The organism is Mesorhizobium sp. PL10 (assembly GCF_053714315.1).
Genome location: NZ_JBSKBR010000009.1, coordinates 78,441 through 92,478 on the forward strand (window position 1 = coordinate 78,441; position 14,038 = coordinate 92,478).

Annotated in this window: 13 protein-coding genes and 1 pseudogene; 5 read left to right on the forward strand and 9 right to left on the reverse strand. The window is 62.4% G+C overall.

The genetic code is table 11. The annotated features are described in order from the left end of the window. Window positions 1–216: 216 nt before the first annotated feature. The 9 genes and pseudogenes from ACWGTO_RS16350 to ACWGTO_RS16390 all read right to left on the reverse strand — a co-directional run bounded on the left by ACWGTO_RS16350 (window position 217) and on the right by ACWGTO_RS16390 (window position 9,652). Window positions 217–1,680 carry a lipopolysaccharide biosynthesis protein gene (locus ACWGTO_RS16350; RefSeq protein ID WP_454575852.1) on the reverse strand — a complete coding sequence of 488 codons (1,464 nt, stop codon included), beginning with the start codon at window positions 1,678–1,680 and terminating at the stop codon, window positions 217–219. Beyond that, the gene (locus ACWGTO_RS16355; RefSeq protein ID WP_454576022.1) at window positions 1,677–2,345 is read right to left on the reverse strand and encodes a glycosyltransferase; all 669 of its coding nucleotides are present in this window, start codon (window positions 2,343–2,345) and stop codon (window positions 1,677–1,679) included. Before ACWGTO_RS16355 ends, ACWGTO_RS16350 begins: the two co-directional genes overlap by 4 nt. Beyond that, a pseudogene (locus ACWGTO_RS16360) lies at window positions 2,346–3,032 on the reverse strand (hypothetical protein); the annotation flags it as partial. A gap of 286 nt (window positions 3,033–3,318) precedes the next feature. Beyond that, window positions 3,319–4,398 carry a glycosyltransferase gene (locus tag ACWGTO_RS16365; RefSeq protein ID WP_454575853.1) on the reverse strand — a complete coding sequence of 360 codons (1,080 nt, stop codon included), beginning with the start codon at window positions 4,396–4,398 and terminating at the stop codon, window positions 3,319–3,321. 30 nt (window positions 4,399–4,428) lie between these two features. Beyond that, a complete protein-coding gene (locus ACWGTO_RS16370; RefSeq protein WP_454575854.1) occupies window positions 4,429–5,760 on the reverse strand; it encodes a UDP-glucose dehydrogenase family protein in 1,332 nt (443 codons plus the stop codon). Between the two features lie 55 nt (window positions 5,761–5,815). Then, a complete protein-coding gene (gene exoK, locus ACWGTO_RS16375) occupies window positions 5,816–6,697 on the reverse strand; it encodes an endo-1,3-1,4-beta-glycanase ExoK (RefSeq protein WP_454575855.1) in 882 nt (293 codons plus the stop codon). A gap of 136 nt (window positions 6,698–6,833) precedes the next feature. Continuing rightward, window positions 6,834–7,226 carry a hypothetical protein gene (locus ACWGTO_RS16380; protein WP_454575856.1) on the reverse strand — a complete coding sequence of 131 codons (393 nt, stop codon included), beginning with the start codon at window positions 7,224–7,226 and terminating at the stop codon, window positions 6,834–6,836. A gap of 127 nt (window positions 7,227–7,353) precedes the next feature. Next, window positions 7,354–8,376, reverse strand: coding sequence for a glycosyltransferase family 2 protein (locus ACWGTO_RS16385; protein WP_454575857.1), 1,023 nt, complete (start codon window positions 8,374–8,376; stop codon window positions 7,354–7,356). 148 nt (window positions 8,377–8,524) lie between these two features. Beyond that, the gene (locus ACWGTO_RS16390; RefSeq protein WP_454575858.1) at window positions 8,525–9,652 is read right to left on the reverse strand and encodes a nucleotidyltransferase family protein; all 1,128 of its coding nucleotides are present in this window, start codon (window positions 9,650–9,652) and stop codon (window positions 8,525–8,527) included. Window positions 9,653–10,149: 497 nt separating this feature from the next. Here ACWGTO_RS16390 and ACWGTO_RS16395 point away from each other — a divergent pair, with 497 nt between their 5' ends. The 5 genes from ACWGTO_RS16395 to ACWGTO_RS16415 all read left to right on the forward strand — a co-directional run bounded on the left by ACWGTO_RS16395 (window position 10,150) and on the right by ACWGTO_RS16415 (window position 14,032). Continuing rightward, complete coding sequence (locus tag ACWGTO_RS16395) at window positions 10,150–10,302, forward strand: lasso RiPP family leader peptide-containing protein (RefSeq protein WP_023684233.1); 153 nt, start codon at window positions 10,150–10,152, stop codon at window positions 10,300–10,302. Window positions 10,303–10,447: 145 nt separating this feature from the next. Next, window positions 10,448–10,747: a PqqD family protein gene (locus ACWGTO_RS16400; RefSeq protein WP_454575859.1), complete on the forward strand. Its 300-nt coding sequence runs from the start codon at window positions 10,448–10,450 to the stop codon at window positions 10,745–10,747. Window positions 10,748–10,772: 25 nt separating this feature from the next. Next, on the forward strand, window positions 10,773–11,147 hold the full coding sequence (locus tag ACWGTO_RS16405; protein ID WP_454575860.1) for a lasso peptide biosynthesis B2 protein: 375 nt from the start codon (window positions 10,773–10,775) through the stop codon (window positions 11,145–11,147). Window positions 11,148–11,150: 3 nt separating this feature from the next. Then, on the forward strand, window positions 11,151–13,070 hold the full coding sequence (locus ACWGTO_RS16410; RefSeq protein WP_454575861.1) for a lasso peptide isopeptide bond-forming cyclase: 1,920 nt from the start codon (window positions 11,151–11,153) through the stop codon (window positions 13,068–13,070). Then, the gene (locus ACWGTO_RS16415; protein ID WP_454575862.1) at window positions 13,067–14,032 is read left to right on the forward strand and encodes a serine kinase; all 966 of its coding nucleotides are present in this window, start codon (window positions 13,067–13,069) and stop codon (window positions 14,030–14,032) included. The genes ACWGTO_RS16410 and ACWGTO_RS16415 overlap by 4 nt, the downstream gene beginning before the upstream one ends. The last annotated feature ends 6 nt before the right edge of the window (window positions 14,033–14,038 follow it).

A 14,038-nucleotide genomic window follows, 5' to 3' on the forward strand; every position in this document is an offset into this window, starting at 1 on the left:
TATGAGTTCAAGACCAAGGAAGTTGCCAAGCGAATCGGTGTCGACGATGTGCTGCTCGACATCGACACCGTGACGCCCGAAGAGGCGCGCGAAAAGCTCGGCCGGTTTGCGGGAAATCTCGACCGCTATCGCAAGACAAGCCTTCAGGCCGTGCTTGAAGAACACGCTTCGGCAATGTCGGCCACAAACTTGCTGGCGCCGCTGATCGGCGGCCGCTCAGCGGATGTTGCGAGCGGCGTTGGACAGGGTGGTGAACAAAGCGCGTCGCGACTGCGGGACGGCAAGCATGAAAACGAGGCCGATGCCGTAGTTGAGGGCAAGCGCCAAAAAGACCGCGAGCAGGTCTGACTGGCCCGTTAGAGACACCGGCAACCACAGGTACAAGAACCAGGCAAGCAGGGACGAGGCGATGAAAAGCCCCTGCATAAGCAGGAAGTCGGCGGCGGTCACCGGACCGACGCGATGGACCAGTACCGCGAGCACGGGAACGCGCAGCACGTAACCGCTGATGGCATAGGCCGCGGCGACGCCGACGGCGCCCCAGTGCAGGCCGACAATGAAGGCGGCGACGGTCGTCAGCGACGAATAGATGCCCCAGTGGAACATGGTCTTCGTCTTGCCCTGACAGATGAATATCCATCCCGTCGTGCTTGACACAGACTGGACCAGGCTGGCGATGCCCAGCCAGGCAAAGATCGGTGCGACCGGCGCCCAGCCCGGGCCGAAGAGAAGTCCGACGATCTGATTGGAGGTCAGCGTCAGCGCCGCGATGCCCGGCATGGTAACGGCCGCCAGCATCCAATTGGTGCGCACATAGATATCGCGAAAGCGGGCCTTGTCATCGTGGATGCGGCTGAGCAGCGGCACCATCACCCGCGTCAGCGGCTGGTTGATGTTCTGCAGCGGGAACAGCAGGAGCTTGTAGGCGCGGTCGTAATAGCCGAGCTCGATCGCACCGGAATATTTTCCGATGAGAATGTTGTCGAGATTGCGCGAGAAGAAGTTGGCGAGGTTGAAGCCGGTCAGGTTGGCGCCGAACGACAATATGTCGGCGTCGACTTTCAGGTCCGGACGCAACGGCGTCCATCGCGCCACCCGCCAGGCGGCGGCCAGGGCGACAACCGCCGAAACCGCCGGGCCGATGACCAGCGACCAGTAGCCCAGCCCCGCATAGGCCGCGATCGCGGCGGCCAGAAGTCCGGCGGCGGCGCTTATCACGTCGTTCAGTGCGAGCTGGCCGAACTGCAGGTGGCGATTCATCAACGCCAGCGGCACCGCGGCCAGACTGCCGAGAAGCAACGGAAGGGCGGAGCCAAGGGTGATGCCAGACATGCGTTGATCGCCGTAGAACGCGGCGATGGCAGGCGCCAGGCCGGCCACCACCACGGCACTGCCCAGCCCGACGAGTGCGCTGATCCAGAACACCTGGTTGAGCTGCTGGTTGCTGATGTCCTTGCGCTGAACCACTGCCTGCTGCAGGCCCAGATTCTGAAGCAGTCCGACAAAGGCAACGACCGGTCCGACGGAAGCCACCAGACCGAAATCCTCGGGAACGAGCAGACGGGCGAGCACGATGACGGAGAGAAACTGGATCGCCATCTTGAAGCCCTGGGCGCCGATGGTAACCAGCCCGCCGCGCAGGGCGACACGACCGAACTGGGGGGGCGGATTGGCGTTCATGCAAGCGACCTCGTTTCGCCAAGCTGCTTGGCGATCTGTGCGAAACGTTCGTTCAGCACATCTGCGTTGAACTCCGCCTCGATCTTCTTGCGCGCAGCGAGGGCGATCTCTTCACATAGCTTCGGATTCTCTGCGATCCAGGCAAGTTTGCCCGTCAGCGCCGCAACGTCCCGCTCGGGCACGAGAAAACCCGTCTTGTGATCATCGATCAGTTCGGGAATCCCGGAATGATATGTGCTGACCACTGTCAGGCCGGCGGCCATCGCTTCCATCAGCGAAACCGGAATGCCTTCCAGATCGCCATCGCGCGCGCCGACGCTGGGCAGCAGGAACACATGCGCGTCGCGCAGGCGCTGCTTGACTTCGCTGTGCGGCCGGGACCCAAGAAAACGCACCCTGTCGGCGATGCCGAGATTTGCGGCAATCGCCTTCAGCTCCTCAAGAAGTTCTCCGCCGCCGATCACCGAATAGATCCAGTCGCGGCGCGGCAGGCCGGCAAGCGCGCGAAGCGCATATTCGATGCCCTTCTTTTCGGTCAGGCGGCAGACCGAGATGAAAGAGAGCGTGGCCTGCTCCCACGAGCGCCACTGGTAGTCGATGTCATTTGGCCGCACCCCCATATGGTGAACCACAACCTGCTCCGGCAATGCGCCGACCTCGATCAAGGCATCGCGGAAAAAGCCGTTTACCGGCAGTTGAAGAGCGCCTTTTTCGAACACGATTTTGTAGCGCGCCAGCGTATTGTCATGCAGCGGCTCGCCGACATCGCGGCCGTGAAATATCGTCACCAGGGGAGCGGAAATCCTGCCGCGCTTGATGGCGCGCGCCACGCGCATGCCGTTGTTGCCGAAATGGGCGACGATGACGTCGGCGCCCTGCAATTTTCGCGCATGAGCAATGTCGATGGCCGTCGAGAGCTTGTCCCAGAACCTGCCGGTCCACTTCCTGAGCAGCGGACGATAGCGACCCAGGCCACCCCACCAGCAGACGACCTTTCCTGGCAGCGCCTGCCAGCGCGGATCGTCGACGTTGCTGTCCTTGCCGAAGGACGTCTCGTTGCAAACGACGCCGACTTCCATGCCGCGTTCAAGGCATCCGGCAATCTGGTCGAGAACAAAGGTTTCGGACAATGAGGGAAACTTGTCGACTACGAAGCAAATCTTCATCGGCGGGATTCGCTCGTGCGGGGAGCCGGTGTGCCGTTGACAAAAGCCGGGTCGAAAACAGGGTGCCGGAGGCACAAGACATGCAGCATAGAACTCTACCGCGGTTGGCCCACCCGCAGGGACGTTAGTACAGGTTTTGCTGCACTGCAACATTTTTGGTGCAGCGTAGCAAGATTTCCCGAACATTGGCGCGATGGTGGCGATGGGCAGGTGGACTCAGCGAATTTGTACGGCGGCGGCTGCCGCCGCGCCTACGATACAAGGCCTCAACCGTTCTCGACATCGTCTTTGCCCGGCGCCTGAACCGCTGTGCCTAATGTAGACAGGCAGAATACGTTGATTGCTGCGGTGCCACAAAATATTGCACTGCAGCAATAAAAATTGATCCGGATGGGGAACCGGCTCACGGGAACTTTGCGCAACTGCCGTCGCCCGGCGCCGCAGCGTGTCAGCTGAATTCCAACGCGACGCGTTAGGCTGCGCGCTCCAGGCCGATACGCCTTGCGCTGTCGAGAACGCCCATGAACGTCGCGAACTGGCTGTCGGGATTCATTTGCGGACGCTCCGAAAACTGGCGTGCTGCCGCTGACAGCCGCTTGTACTCGGCCTCGTCGTTCCACAGCCGTCTGACCGCTGCGACCCAGTCGGCGAGCGGCGCGTCGTAGTCCAGCACCACGCCGCCGGAGCCGATCGCTTCCGGCAGGCCGCCACGCCGCGAGCCGACAACTGGAATGCCGCTGCAATGCGCTTCCGAGGCCACCCTGCCCCAGGCCTCTTCCCATTTGCTGGGCGCAAGCAGGATTTTCGTGCGGCCGTAGACCGTCTTCATGTCGCTGGTGCGGCCTTCCAGCTTGACGTTTTGGAGGGGAGAGATCGTTGCTTCGATCCGGGCCCGATGATCGTCGTCGAGCTTCCAGCTTTCGACGAACAGGAACGGGATCTCGGGACAGGCCGCGGCAATGCGCACCGCAAGATCGAAGCCTTTTTCCTCATAGGGATTGATGAGGGTGATAAATTTACCCGTCGTCGGTGTGCTGTAGAGCGCGGGATTGATGGTCGGCGGGATAACCGTCGAATCGATATCGAATTTTGCCTTGTAGGCGCGCGCGGTGAACTCGGAATTGGCGATATACACCGCCGAATGGAGTTCACGCAGATCGCCGGCCAATTCGTCGAATTCGACATTCCTCAGATAGACGGCCAGCGGCACGCCAAGCGTCTGCAGCTCTCTGCCGATCGGCACCGAATTGTGGCACTGCACGACCGCGACATCCGGCCTCAACTTTTCGACGGCGAAGCCGGCCGCTTCCCAGGGAAACCACGCCCGCACCACGGGATAGCCCGGGAAATTGTCGATGACCGCGCGCTGACGAAGGAGCTTCATCTTGGCGCGCGCCCTGAAGCCGAACATGCCGTCGCCGAACAGCGCTGCCAGAACGGATGCCTCGTGACCGTTCTCGCGCAATTGCTCGACCAGGTGGTGAGTGCTCGACTGGACGCCACCGCTGAATTGCGGCGTGTAGCCGGTGCCGCCTGCAAACAGAACTTTCATGAACCTGGCTCCTCGTTGTGCCGCCCTGCCCTATGCCGCCATCCTGCCGATCGAGAAATACTCAATGCCGTGGCGGGCAATGACCTTGGGGTCGTAGAGGTTGCGGCCGTCGAAGATGACCGGCGTGGTCAGCGCATCCTTCACCGCGTCGAAGGACGGGGCGCGGAAACTCTTCCACTCGGTGGCGATCAGCAACGCGTCGGCGCCGCGCAGTGCTGCCTCCTTGGTGCCGCACAGAAGCAGATCGTCGCGCAGGCCATAGATGGCCTGGCATTCCTGCATCGCTTCGGGGTCATAAGCCTGCACACTGGCGCCGGCCTTCCACAGCGCTTCCATCAGGACGCGCGCCGGCGCCTCGCGCATGTCGTCAGTGTTGGGCTTGAAGGCCAAGCCCCAGAGCGCGAAGGTCTTGCCCTTGAGATTGCCCTTGAAATAGCGGTGCACCTTGTCGAACAGCACCGACTTCTGCTCGTTGTTGCGCTCCTCGACGGCGCGCAGCAGCTTGGCGTCGAACTTGACGCCTTCGGCGGTCTTGATCAGGGCGCGCACGTCCTTGGGGAAGCACGAGCCGCCATAGCCGAGGCCGGGATAGATGAAGTGGTAGCCGATGCGCGGATCCGAGCCGATGCCCTTGCGCACCTCCTCGATGTCGGCGCCGAGCTGCTCGGCCAGATTGGCCATCTCGTTCATGAAGGAGATCTTGGTCGCCAGCATGCAGTTGGCGGCGTACTTCGTGAATTCGGCGCTGCGCACGTCCATCACGATCATCTTCTCGTGGTTGCGGTTGAACGGCGCGTAGAGCTCGCGCATCACCGCCTCGGTGCCCTCGCTGTTGGTGCCGACAATGATGCGGTCGGGCTTCATGCAGTCGGCAACGGCGGAGCCTTCCTTGAGGAATTCCGGATTGGAGGCGACGTCGAAAGCCAGATCCTGGCGGCTGCGCACCTTCAGCGTCTCGGCGATCCTGGCCTTGACCTTTTCGCAGGTGCCGACCGGCACGGTCGACTTGCCGACGACGATCTTGGGACTGTCCATCTCGCGGCCGATAGTCTCGGCCACCGCCAGCACATATTTGAGGTCGGCCGAGCCGTCCTCTCCGGGCGGCGTGCCGACCGCGATCATCTGGATCTCGCCATGCTTGACGGCCGCGGCGGCATCGGTGGTGAACTTGATGCGGCCGGCCGCATGGTTCTCCTTGACCAGGGCCTCCAGTCCCGGCTCGAAAATCGGCACGAAGCCCTGGTTGAGCCGTTCGACTTTCTTTTCGTCGACATCGACGCACACCACCTGGTGCCCGACTTCCGCCAGCACCGCGGCCTGCACGAGACCGACATAGCCAATTCCAAAGACCGTCAAATTCATTCGGGTTAATTCCTGTTCATGCCCTTTGGCCTGATATTGTCGGGCCGGTTCAGATCTACTTTATGCTGCTTACACTACATGCCAGCGATTCCGGAAACTGGCACGGCTGGCCGAGCGCGGTGAAGGCGACGCGTTGCACCTGCATCGACACCTGACGGCCGGGATCCGAAAACGCGCCCATCCAGTTGGTCAGCGTGTCGCTGCCCCAGAGGCTGAAGAATATCTTCTGCGAATGGGTCGGCAATTGCTCGGGATCGGTCACTTCCTGGACCAGCTTGCCGTTGACGTACCAGCGCAGCCGGTCCTTTTCCCAGATGAAGGCATAGTCGTTGAAGCCCTTGTCGGTGCCGCCTTCGACTTCGGCCAGCTTCTCGTTCTTGGGCTTGCCGGCGATGTAGCTGTTGACCTGCACCTTGGAGGTGTCCTTGGTCAGGACCTCGAAGTCGATCTCGTACCAGGGTTGTTTGTCGGCGGGACCGATATAGGTGAAGAAAGCGGCGTTGAGGCCGGACCCGGTGTCGGTCTTCATCCGCGCCTCATAGGTTCCGTAGCCAAAGCGCTGCTTGGTCTGGATCTCGGCGCAGGCGAACTCGCGATCCTTCAATTTGCGCTTTTCGAAGCCGAGCGTCAGCATGTTGTCGGAAAGTTTGACCAGGCTTTTCGACCAGGTGCAGTTCTGGTGCTTGCCGTTCGACCAGCCGTCGGAGACATACCAGCGCGAGCGATCGAAACTCTTGAAATCGTCGACGAAGGACGGTGCGCTTTGTATCTCCGGGGAGGCATCCTGGGCGCGGGAGGGCTGCGCGGCGCCGAAGAGCGCTGCGGCTGCCGCCAGCAGAAGCGCGCCGACGGATAGAAGACGCACTTGCCGATTTGGCTGCGCCGAAATCATGGCATCGACCGCCACGATGGGAGTCGTCTTCGGATCTGCGTTCATATCAATTCACCTTTGTGCTGTTCCGCCCCAACCCAAAGTCACCGATTGGCCCGCATCACTAACGGGCTGGTCTCGATCCTCCGTCCCCTCGAACTTTCTCGTTTGTGCCTCGTATGACCGGCCCGAGCCGAAGCTGTCAGGCCCGGCTTGCGGATTTGATGAATTCGCCCTGCGAATCGGAACCCTGGCCATTTTCGTCGACGATCACGTCGAGTGAATGACGCAGGTCCTTCATCCGGCTGGTCTGGCGCGCCAATTCGGCTATGCGCTGTTCGCAGTTCAGAATCGATTTCGTCAATTCGCCGACCTCAGACCGCTTGCTTGCCGACGTTGAACCGTTCTCCATCGACTCGACCAGGAAGGCCGCGTTGGTGGACTCCGACCGATAGCGATTCTCCAGCCCGGTTTTCTCGGCCGAGATCTCGGCCGTGATCTGATCCAGCAGCTTTGCCAGACGGTCGAAACGCGCCAGATCGGTCTGCTTGTCCCGGGCCGGGTCCCTGGACCTGAAGCCGAAAATTGAAGCCATCCGGTTGGCCTTCCAAAATTGCTGCACCGCAACATACAGTGCCATCGTCGGGGCGCGTAGGCAACCTCCGAGTTTCAGAAAGGCAATTTTTCCACCTTCCTTACCCGTTGCCGCGGACTGAACAGGCCTACTTGTCCAGGGACGTGCTGGTTCCCGCCATCAAGTACCGCAAGGGCGGCACTGGCTGCTGTCTCGGTGATAAACCGACGTGACGAAACAACGCATCGAGCTTGTCCGAGGCAACGCCGCGAACGATGGGAATGAGGTTTGACTGGCTGGCCAGCGCATAGGCGGCGGCCGACGCCATGCCGCGCTCGGCCTTCACGTCGAGGAAATTGCGCAGCCGGTATTTGTCGCGCACATGCCGCTCGTGCTTGCGCAGCACGGCCTTGGAGCCTTCAGGCAGGCTGTCGATCTTGAGAAGCGCCAGGTCGGCATCGGCCAGGCGCTTCAGATCCTGCGTCTTGTGACGGCCGCTCAGCGAATCGGCGCGCACGATAGCGCCATAGCCGCAGGACCGGAGGACCTTGAATCGCGCGCCAAGCGCAAAGGCGCGGGCGTAAAGCTCATAGTCTTCGCCGAGCCGCAGGTTTTCGTCGTAACGCAGCCCATGCCTGTCGAGGAAAGCCCTTGATATGACCGGCTTGAGAAAGCCGAGTTCGCCGCGCTGCACGCGCCGCCTGGAGATATTGCCTTCGATGAACCGCTCGAAGTCGAGGAACTCCGGCTCGGCCGAAAAGGACGGGGCGACGATCTTCGAGACATCGGTCGCCGTATCGTCGCGGATCAGCATGATGTTGTCGGCGGCGAAATCCCAGTCGGTGCTGGCAAACAGCTGGCGAAACCGGCCCTCGAGGAAGAAATCGTCGGCGTCGAGAACACTGATGAAGGGCGATTTCGAGCCGGCAATGGCGGCATTGCGGGCACAGGACGGTCCGCGATTGACGTCGAGGCGGATGACCGACAGCCGGCCGGTGCCATCGTCGGCAGCAGTGGCGACTTTTGCGGTGTCGTCGGTGGAGGCATCGTCGACGACGACGACTTCCGCCACCTCCGGCTCGCGCAACGCCGAGGCGATGGCCGCAGGAATGGTCCGGGCCGCGTTGCGGGCCGCGATGATCACGCAGACCCGGGATTCTGATACGGACATGGGGACGCCTTTCAATTCCATAGATGGTTGCCGACTTTGCCCTGCCCCTTGTCCCCCGCGGGGAACCCCAACCCATCCTCCCATGATCCGTCGGCACCCAACCAGGACGGAATCGTCGCTGCCTGCTGCCGTCCTGCGATAGCCATCATCACCGGCCTTCCGGCCGTTCGAAGATCCGCCGGCTGAGGTCGGCGGATGCGGCCCAGCCGGCCTCGCTCAGGTACCGGACCGGTTCGCGTCCACACAGCTCCCATAAGACGGTGCGTCGCTGTGGCCATCTGAGCGACGACAGCCACGGCGCGACGACCATGTGGAACAGGTCTTCATTGCCGATGCGTGACAGGATCCGCGTCGCCCGCTCCGACAGCAGCGTGCCGGAGCCGCCAAGCAGCACGTCGGCGGCGCGCAGGCCCAGCAGCAACGTGTCGGCCAGCCCCTGCTCGGCCGCGTGGTCGAGTACAGTCTGCTGCTCGGCCTCGCTCAGGCGGCTGGCGGCGGCTCTGATGTCGCAGACATAGCCCGCGCAGGGCTCGCGGTTGAACAGCGCCTTGGCGACGCTGATGCATGACAACAGCAGGGTGTCGGAAGCCGAGATGAAAGGCACGCTGGAGCCGGCGATCGCAAGCGCGCGCTTGCGGCGCAGGAAGCCGTCCGTGTCACGCGGGCTCGGCGATCCCGGCTGCTGCAGCCGGTAATGGAGATCGACGGTGGACAGTTTCTGGCCCTGGCTGCGAACCATGTGCTGTTCGCCCAAAAACCGCACCCACCAGACGGAGCGGGACTTGCCGGCGACCTCGTAGCCGATCGAGCGCAGCGCATCGCGGGCTTTGAAGAAGCCGGCCGGCGACACCAATATGTCGACATCGCCGGACGGCTTCATGAAGTGGTCGCCGTAGAGCAACTGCTGCTGAAACGGTCCCTTCAGGAAGACAAAATCGATCCTGCTGTCGCGCAGCGCCTTGTCGATGGCCATCGAATCCATGATGCCGGACGAGTTCATCGCGATCGTGCGCCGGCGATAGGTGTCGAGCCACTCGAGCAGCCCCGGCGGGGTCTCGCCCACGGGTGGGCGCGACAAGGCTTTCAGAACAAAGGTCCCGACCTTGTTCAGCCTGGCGATGTCGCAAACATCGGCAACGGAGATGGCCGGTGCAGGCGCAGTGCTGGCGCTCGCTTCCGCGTTGAAGAATAGCCGCAGGCACGCCTGCACATAGGCCACTTCGTCGGCGCAGCCGGCGGCGCGCAATCTTTCGAAGGTCCCTTCCTGCAAGGCCATATGCTGCAGCATCTCCGCAAAAAATTTTGTGAGGCGAGTTATATTGCAAGTGCGAAGGAAAGCATCGCCAAAATCATCTGCCGCGTCCAGTTTTTCCTTCAGCGCCGATTTCCTGCAACCTGAGCGTTTAGCGACACAACTGCACAAGCGGGCGCGATCGTCGGCCGAATCCGGCCATGTTGCGGGCACGCCCGCAACAATTTTGTCCCAATTCGGCCGAGCTCAAAAGACAGGCATCTTGGGCGAAAATTTTAATGCAATTAAATCAGATGCTTAATTAAGCGTCACGGATAGGTCGTTGAATCTACCCGGAATGCGCGGCTAGAATGCAGATGCAAGCGTTTTGATCACCCTGGCAGGCAGCCGCAACCGAGAATTGATTAACGGTGGGTAAATCAGACTTGACTCATAAATGCTGCCATGCAGCTATTGCGGTGCAGCAATAGATCGCTGTCGGCAATCGACAGGCCGCTTCCAGTCCATAATTGGAGAGTAAAATGGAACAGAATGTTGAAAAGCATGAGTACGAAACCCCAAGCCTGACGGTCCACGGCTCGATCGAGACGATCACGCAAGGCGGTAGCGGCACCACGGCACTCGACGCCTCGTTTCCGGCACATACGCCGGTCGGCGAACTCACCTTCTCCTGAGACTCTTCTCGTTGGGGTGACAAAGTCCTGACTCTGAAACAGAGCGCATTAAGGAGAGTCGGGGCTCAGGTCCCGGCTCTCGCGTCTTGTCCGGAATTGCCCAAGCATTGGCGTTGAAAGCAGTGTCGTGTGAGCGAGGTTTAGGATGGACTGGAAACCCTCGGATCATGATCGGGTGAGCGCCAGCAAGGATGCCGTGGCCTGCGAATTCGGCAACGGCCTGGCGCTGCTCGATATGCGATCCAACATTTATTACAGCCTGAACAGCGTCGGGGCCTTTATCTGGGAGCTGATCCAGGAGCCGAAGCCGATTGCGGAAATCCGCAGCGCAGTACTCGAGCGCTACAATGTCGAGCCCGAACGCTGCAAAGCCGATGTCGACGGATTGTTGAAAGGTCTGGCGGATGCCGGGCTTGCGAGGCTCCATAATGAGGAACTTGTCTAGGGTTCTCTCGCTCAGCGGACCGGAGATGTTTTTTCTCGGCCACTGCCTCGCGGTGGTCATCGCGGTGCGGCTGGGGCTGACACTGTTTTCCTACAACCGGGTGCGTCGCGTGGTGACGCGGCTCGACGCGAGCGAGCCGGCCGGCCTCGGCGATCTCAGGCGCGTCGCCTGGGGCGTTGCCGCCGCGGCGCGGCTGGTGCCGGGCGCAAGCTGCCTCACCCAGGCGCTTTCCGGCCAGTATCTGCTTGCCCGCCAGGGCAACGCTTCGAAGATCCGTATCGGCATCGAGCGCGATACCGGGACTGAATTGAAGGCGCATGCCTGGCTGGTCAGCGGCGACCACATTGTGCTTGGCGGCTCGCTTGGCAGGTTTACCCATCTCGTCGACCACGGCCAGTGACCGATGAGCGGCGTCGCCGGAATTCTGCTCAGGCAGGAAGGCAAGCCGGCGGCCGCGGCCGATATCCAGCGCATGCTTGCCCGCATGCAGCATCGCGCGCCTGACGGCAGTTCGTGGTGGATGGACCAGGGCGTCGTTCTTGGCCACGCCTGGCTCAACACCACCGATGAAGCCGGACCCGGCCCGCTGACGATGGCCGGCGGCAAGCTCGCGATCACCGCGGACTGCCGACTGGACAATCGCGACGAATTGCTGGCCAGGCTCGGCATCAGGGACAGCTCGGTTGCCGACGCCGTGCTGTTGATGCGCGCCTATCTGCGCTGGGGCGAAGCCTGCCCCGACCATCTGCAGGGCGATTTTGCCTTTGCCATCTGGGATGGCGAGCGCCAGCAGCTGTTTTGCGTGCGCGATCATTTCGGCGTCAAACCCTTCTACTACCATTCGAGCGACCGGAGCTTCGTCTTTGCCTCCGAGATCGGGCCGATCCTCGATGTCGGCGGCGTCGACATGCGCATCAGCGAACATCAGATTTCCGGATTTCTCGCTGGGCTGCCGGACGATCCGCAATCAACCGCCTACGCCGATATCTTCCGCCTGCCGGCGCGCCACAGCCTAACCGTGACCGGCAACCAGGTGGTGTTGCGCCGCTACTGGCAGATCGAGCCTTCGCCCAGGCGGATGCGGTCGGACGCGGCCGAAGAGTTTCGCCATCTGTTTTCGCAATCGGTCCGCAACCGTATGCGCGGCACGCCGGCGGTCGGTGCGATGCTGAGTGGAGGGCTCGATTCCTCCTCGATCGCCTGCGTTGCAGGCCTGCAGAATACGGCGCAGCGGAAGCCGAGGCTGCCGACCTTCTCATTGGTGTTCGAAAAGGGTTCGCCGATGGACGAGCGGCCTTTCATCGAGGCGGTGCTTGGGCAGCACAGGGTCGACGGCACCCTGATTTCCGTCGGCAACTATGCGCCCTTCGCTGAATTCGAGCGCATCCTGGAAGAGCAGGAAGAAACGTTCCTGGCGCCTGGCCTATCGCTGACCCGCGACATCTACAGAACCGCGGGCGCCAAGGGCATGAAAGTGCTGTTGGACGGCCATGGCGGCGACGAGGTGGTTTCGCAGGGCCACGGCCATCTGCACGAACTCGCCGATGCGGGCAAATGGATGGAGCTGTGGCGCGAGCTGCGCAGCGCCTCCAATACCTATGGCGACGGCATGCTCGGCCTCTACTACCAGTTCCTCACCCTTTACGGGCCGGCCTGGCGCATTGCCAAAATCAGACGGCTCGCAAACCGCGCGCTGAGCAAATTGCGGCGCCATCCCACTGGGCGGCCGGCGACGAGTTGGCGCGGCCTGATCAATCCGGATCTGGCGAAGCGGACGGACCTTGTCGAGCGGTTCCGCAGAGCCGGTTATATGCCGCCCGCGGTCAGCGCCAGCGAGACCCTGACCCATCGCTGGCTGCTGTCGAACGGGATGGTGCCGCACGCTTTCGAGGTTCTCGACAAGGCGGCGGCGAATTTCGGCGTCGAACCCCGCTACCCCTTCTGGGACAAGCCGCTGGTCGAGTTCTGCCTGGCGCTGCCCGGTGCGGAAAAGCTGAACCAGGGCTTCGGCCGTTCGGTTCTGCGGCGGGCCATGGAAGGAATTTTGCCGCCGGCGGTGCAGTGGCGGCGCGACAAGATCGATTTCACCTCCAACTTGGTTAAAGGCATGCTCGGCAATCACCGCGATCTCCTCGACAAGGTACTGGTTTCGGATGCGGCGCTGATTGCCCCTTACGTCAACCTGCCCGAAGTGACCGCCGCCTATGGCCGCATCTCGCGGCAACCGGACGAAGCCACCTTGCCCGATGTCCAGTATGTCTGGCGTTCGATCGCACTGTCGTTGTGGTTGCGGCAGGTGCAACTGCGCGGGAGGCACGCGTGATGCCGGCCAACATGTCACTCGCCGCCGATGACCGGCATCCAGGTGCTGCCCGCGTGCGGCACTTCTACAAGGCCTATGGCCTGACGATCGCTTCGCAGATCGAGCTGCCCGAGCTGGAGCCAAGCGCGCCGGCCTCTGTCGACGTGCTGATCGCGGTCGGCCCGATCGACCTGCCAAAGCCCTCGCCCGAGACCGGAACCGCTTTCCGCTTCGAGCCGCGGCAGCAATATCTGGCATGGCAGACGGTCGGCGCCTTCCTGATCACCGACGCCTGCCGCATCGAGGTGGAGCCGGCGCCGGGCGTGGACGATGCACTGCTGGCGTTCCCGCTGCTCGGTCCGGTCATGGCGCTGCTCCTGCATCAGCGCGGCCTGCTCATCCTGCACGCCAGCGCCATTGCCGTCGGCGGCAACAGCGCTGTTTTCATGGGCGACAAAGGCGCGGGCAAATCGACGACGGCAAGTGCGATGATCCGGGCCGGCCATCGGTTGCTGACCGACGATGTCGTGGCGCTCGATCTGGCGGACCGGCCGATGATCGTTCCGGGTTTCCCGCAGCTGAAGCTCGCCGCCGATGCCGCCGCCGCCATCCCGATCCAGGCGGAGATCCGCCCGCAAGTGCATGCGGCCATCGACAAGATGCAGCATCGCCTGCACGGCGGGTTCTCAGGCGATGCGGTGCCGGTGACCAGGATCTATATCCTCGAGCGCAGCGACAAGGCAGCGATTATGCCGCTGCCAAGCGTCGGCGCCCTGCCGGCAATCATTAAATTCTCCTATGTGACCCGGTTCGGCCGCCCGGCCCTGGTCGGCGATTTTGCCACGACGCATCTTAGCCAATGCGCCGCCTTGGCCAGCCAGGTTGGCGTCTGCCGCCTTGAAGTGCCGAGCGGGCTCGACCGGATCGGTGAAGCCGTCGCCCTGATCGAAAACGATCTGGCTGCCGGCAACCGGCCGCGGTGAGCTGAC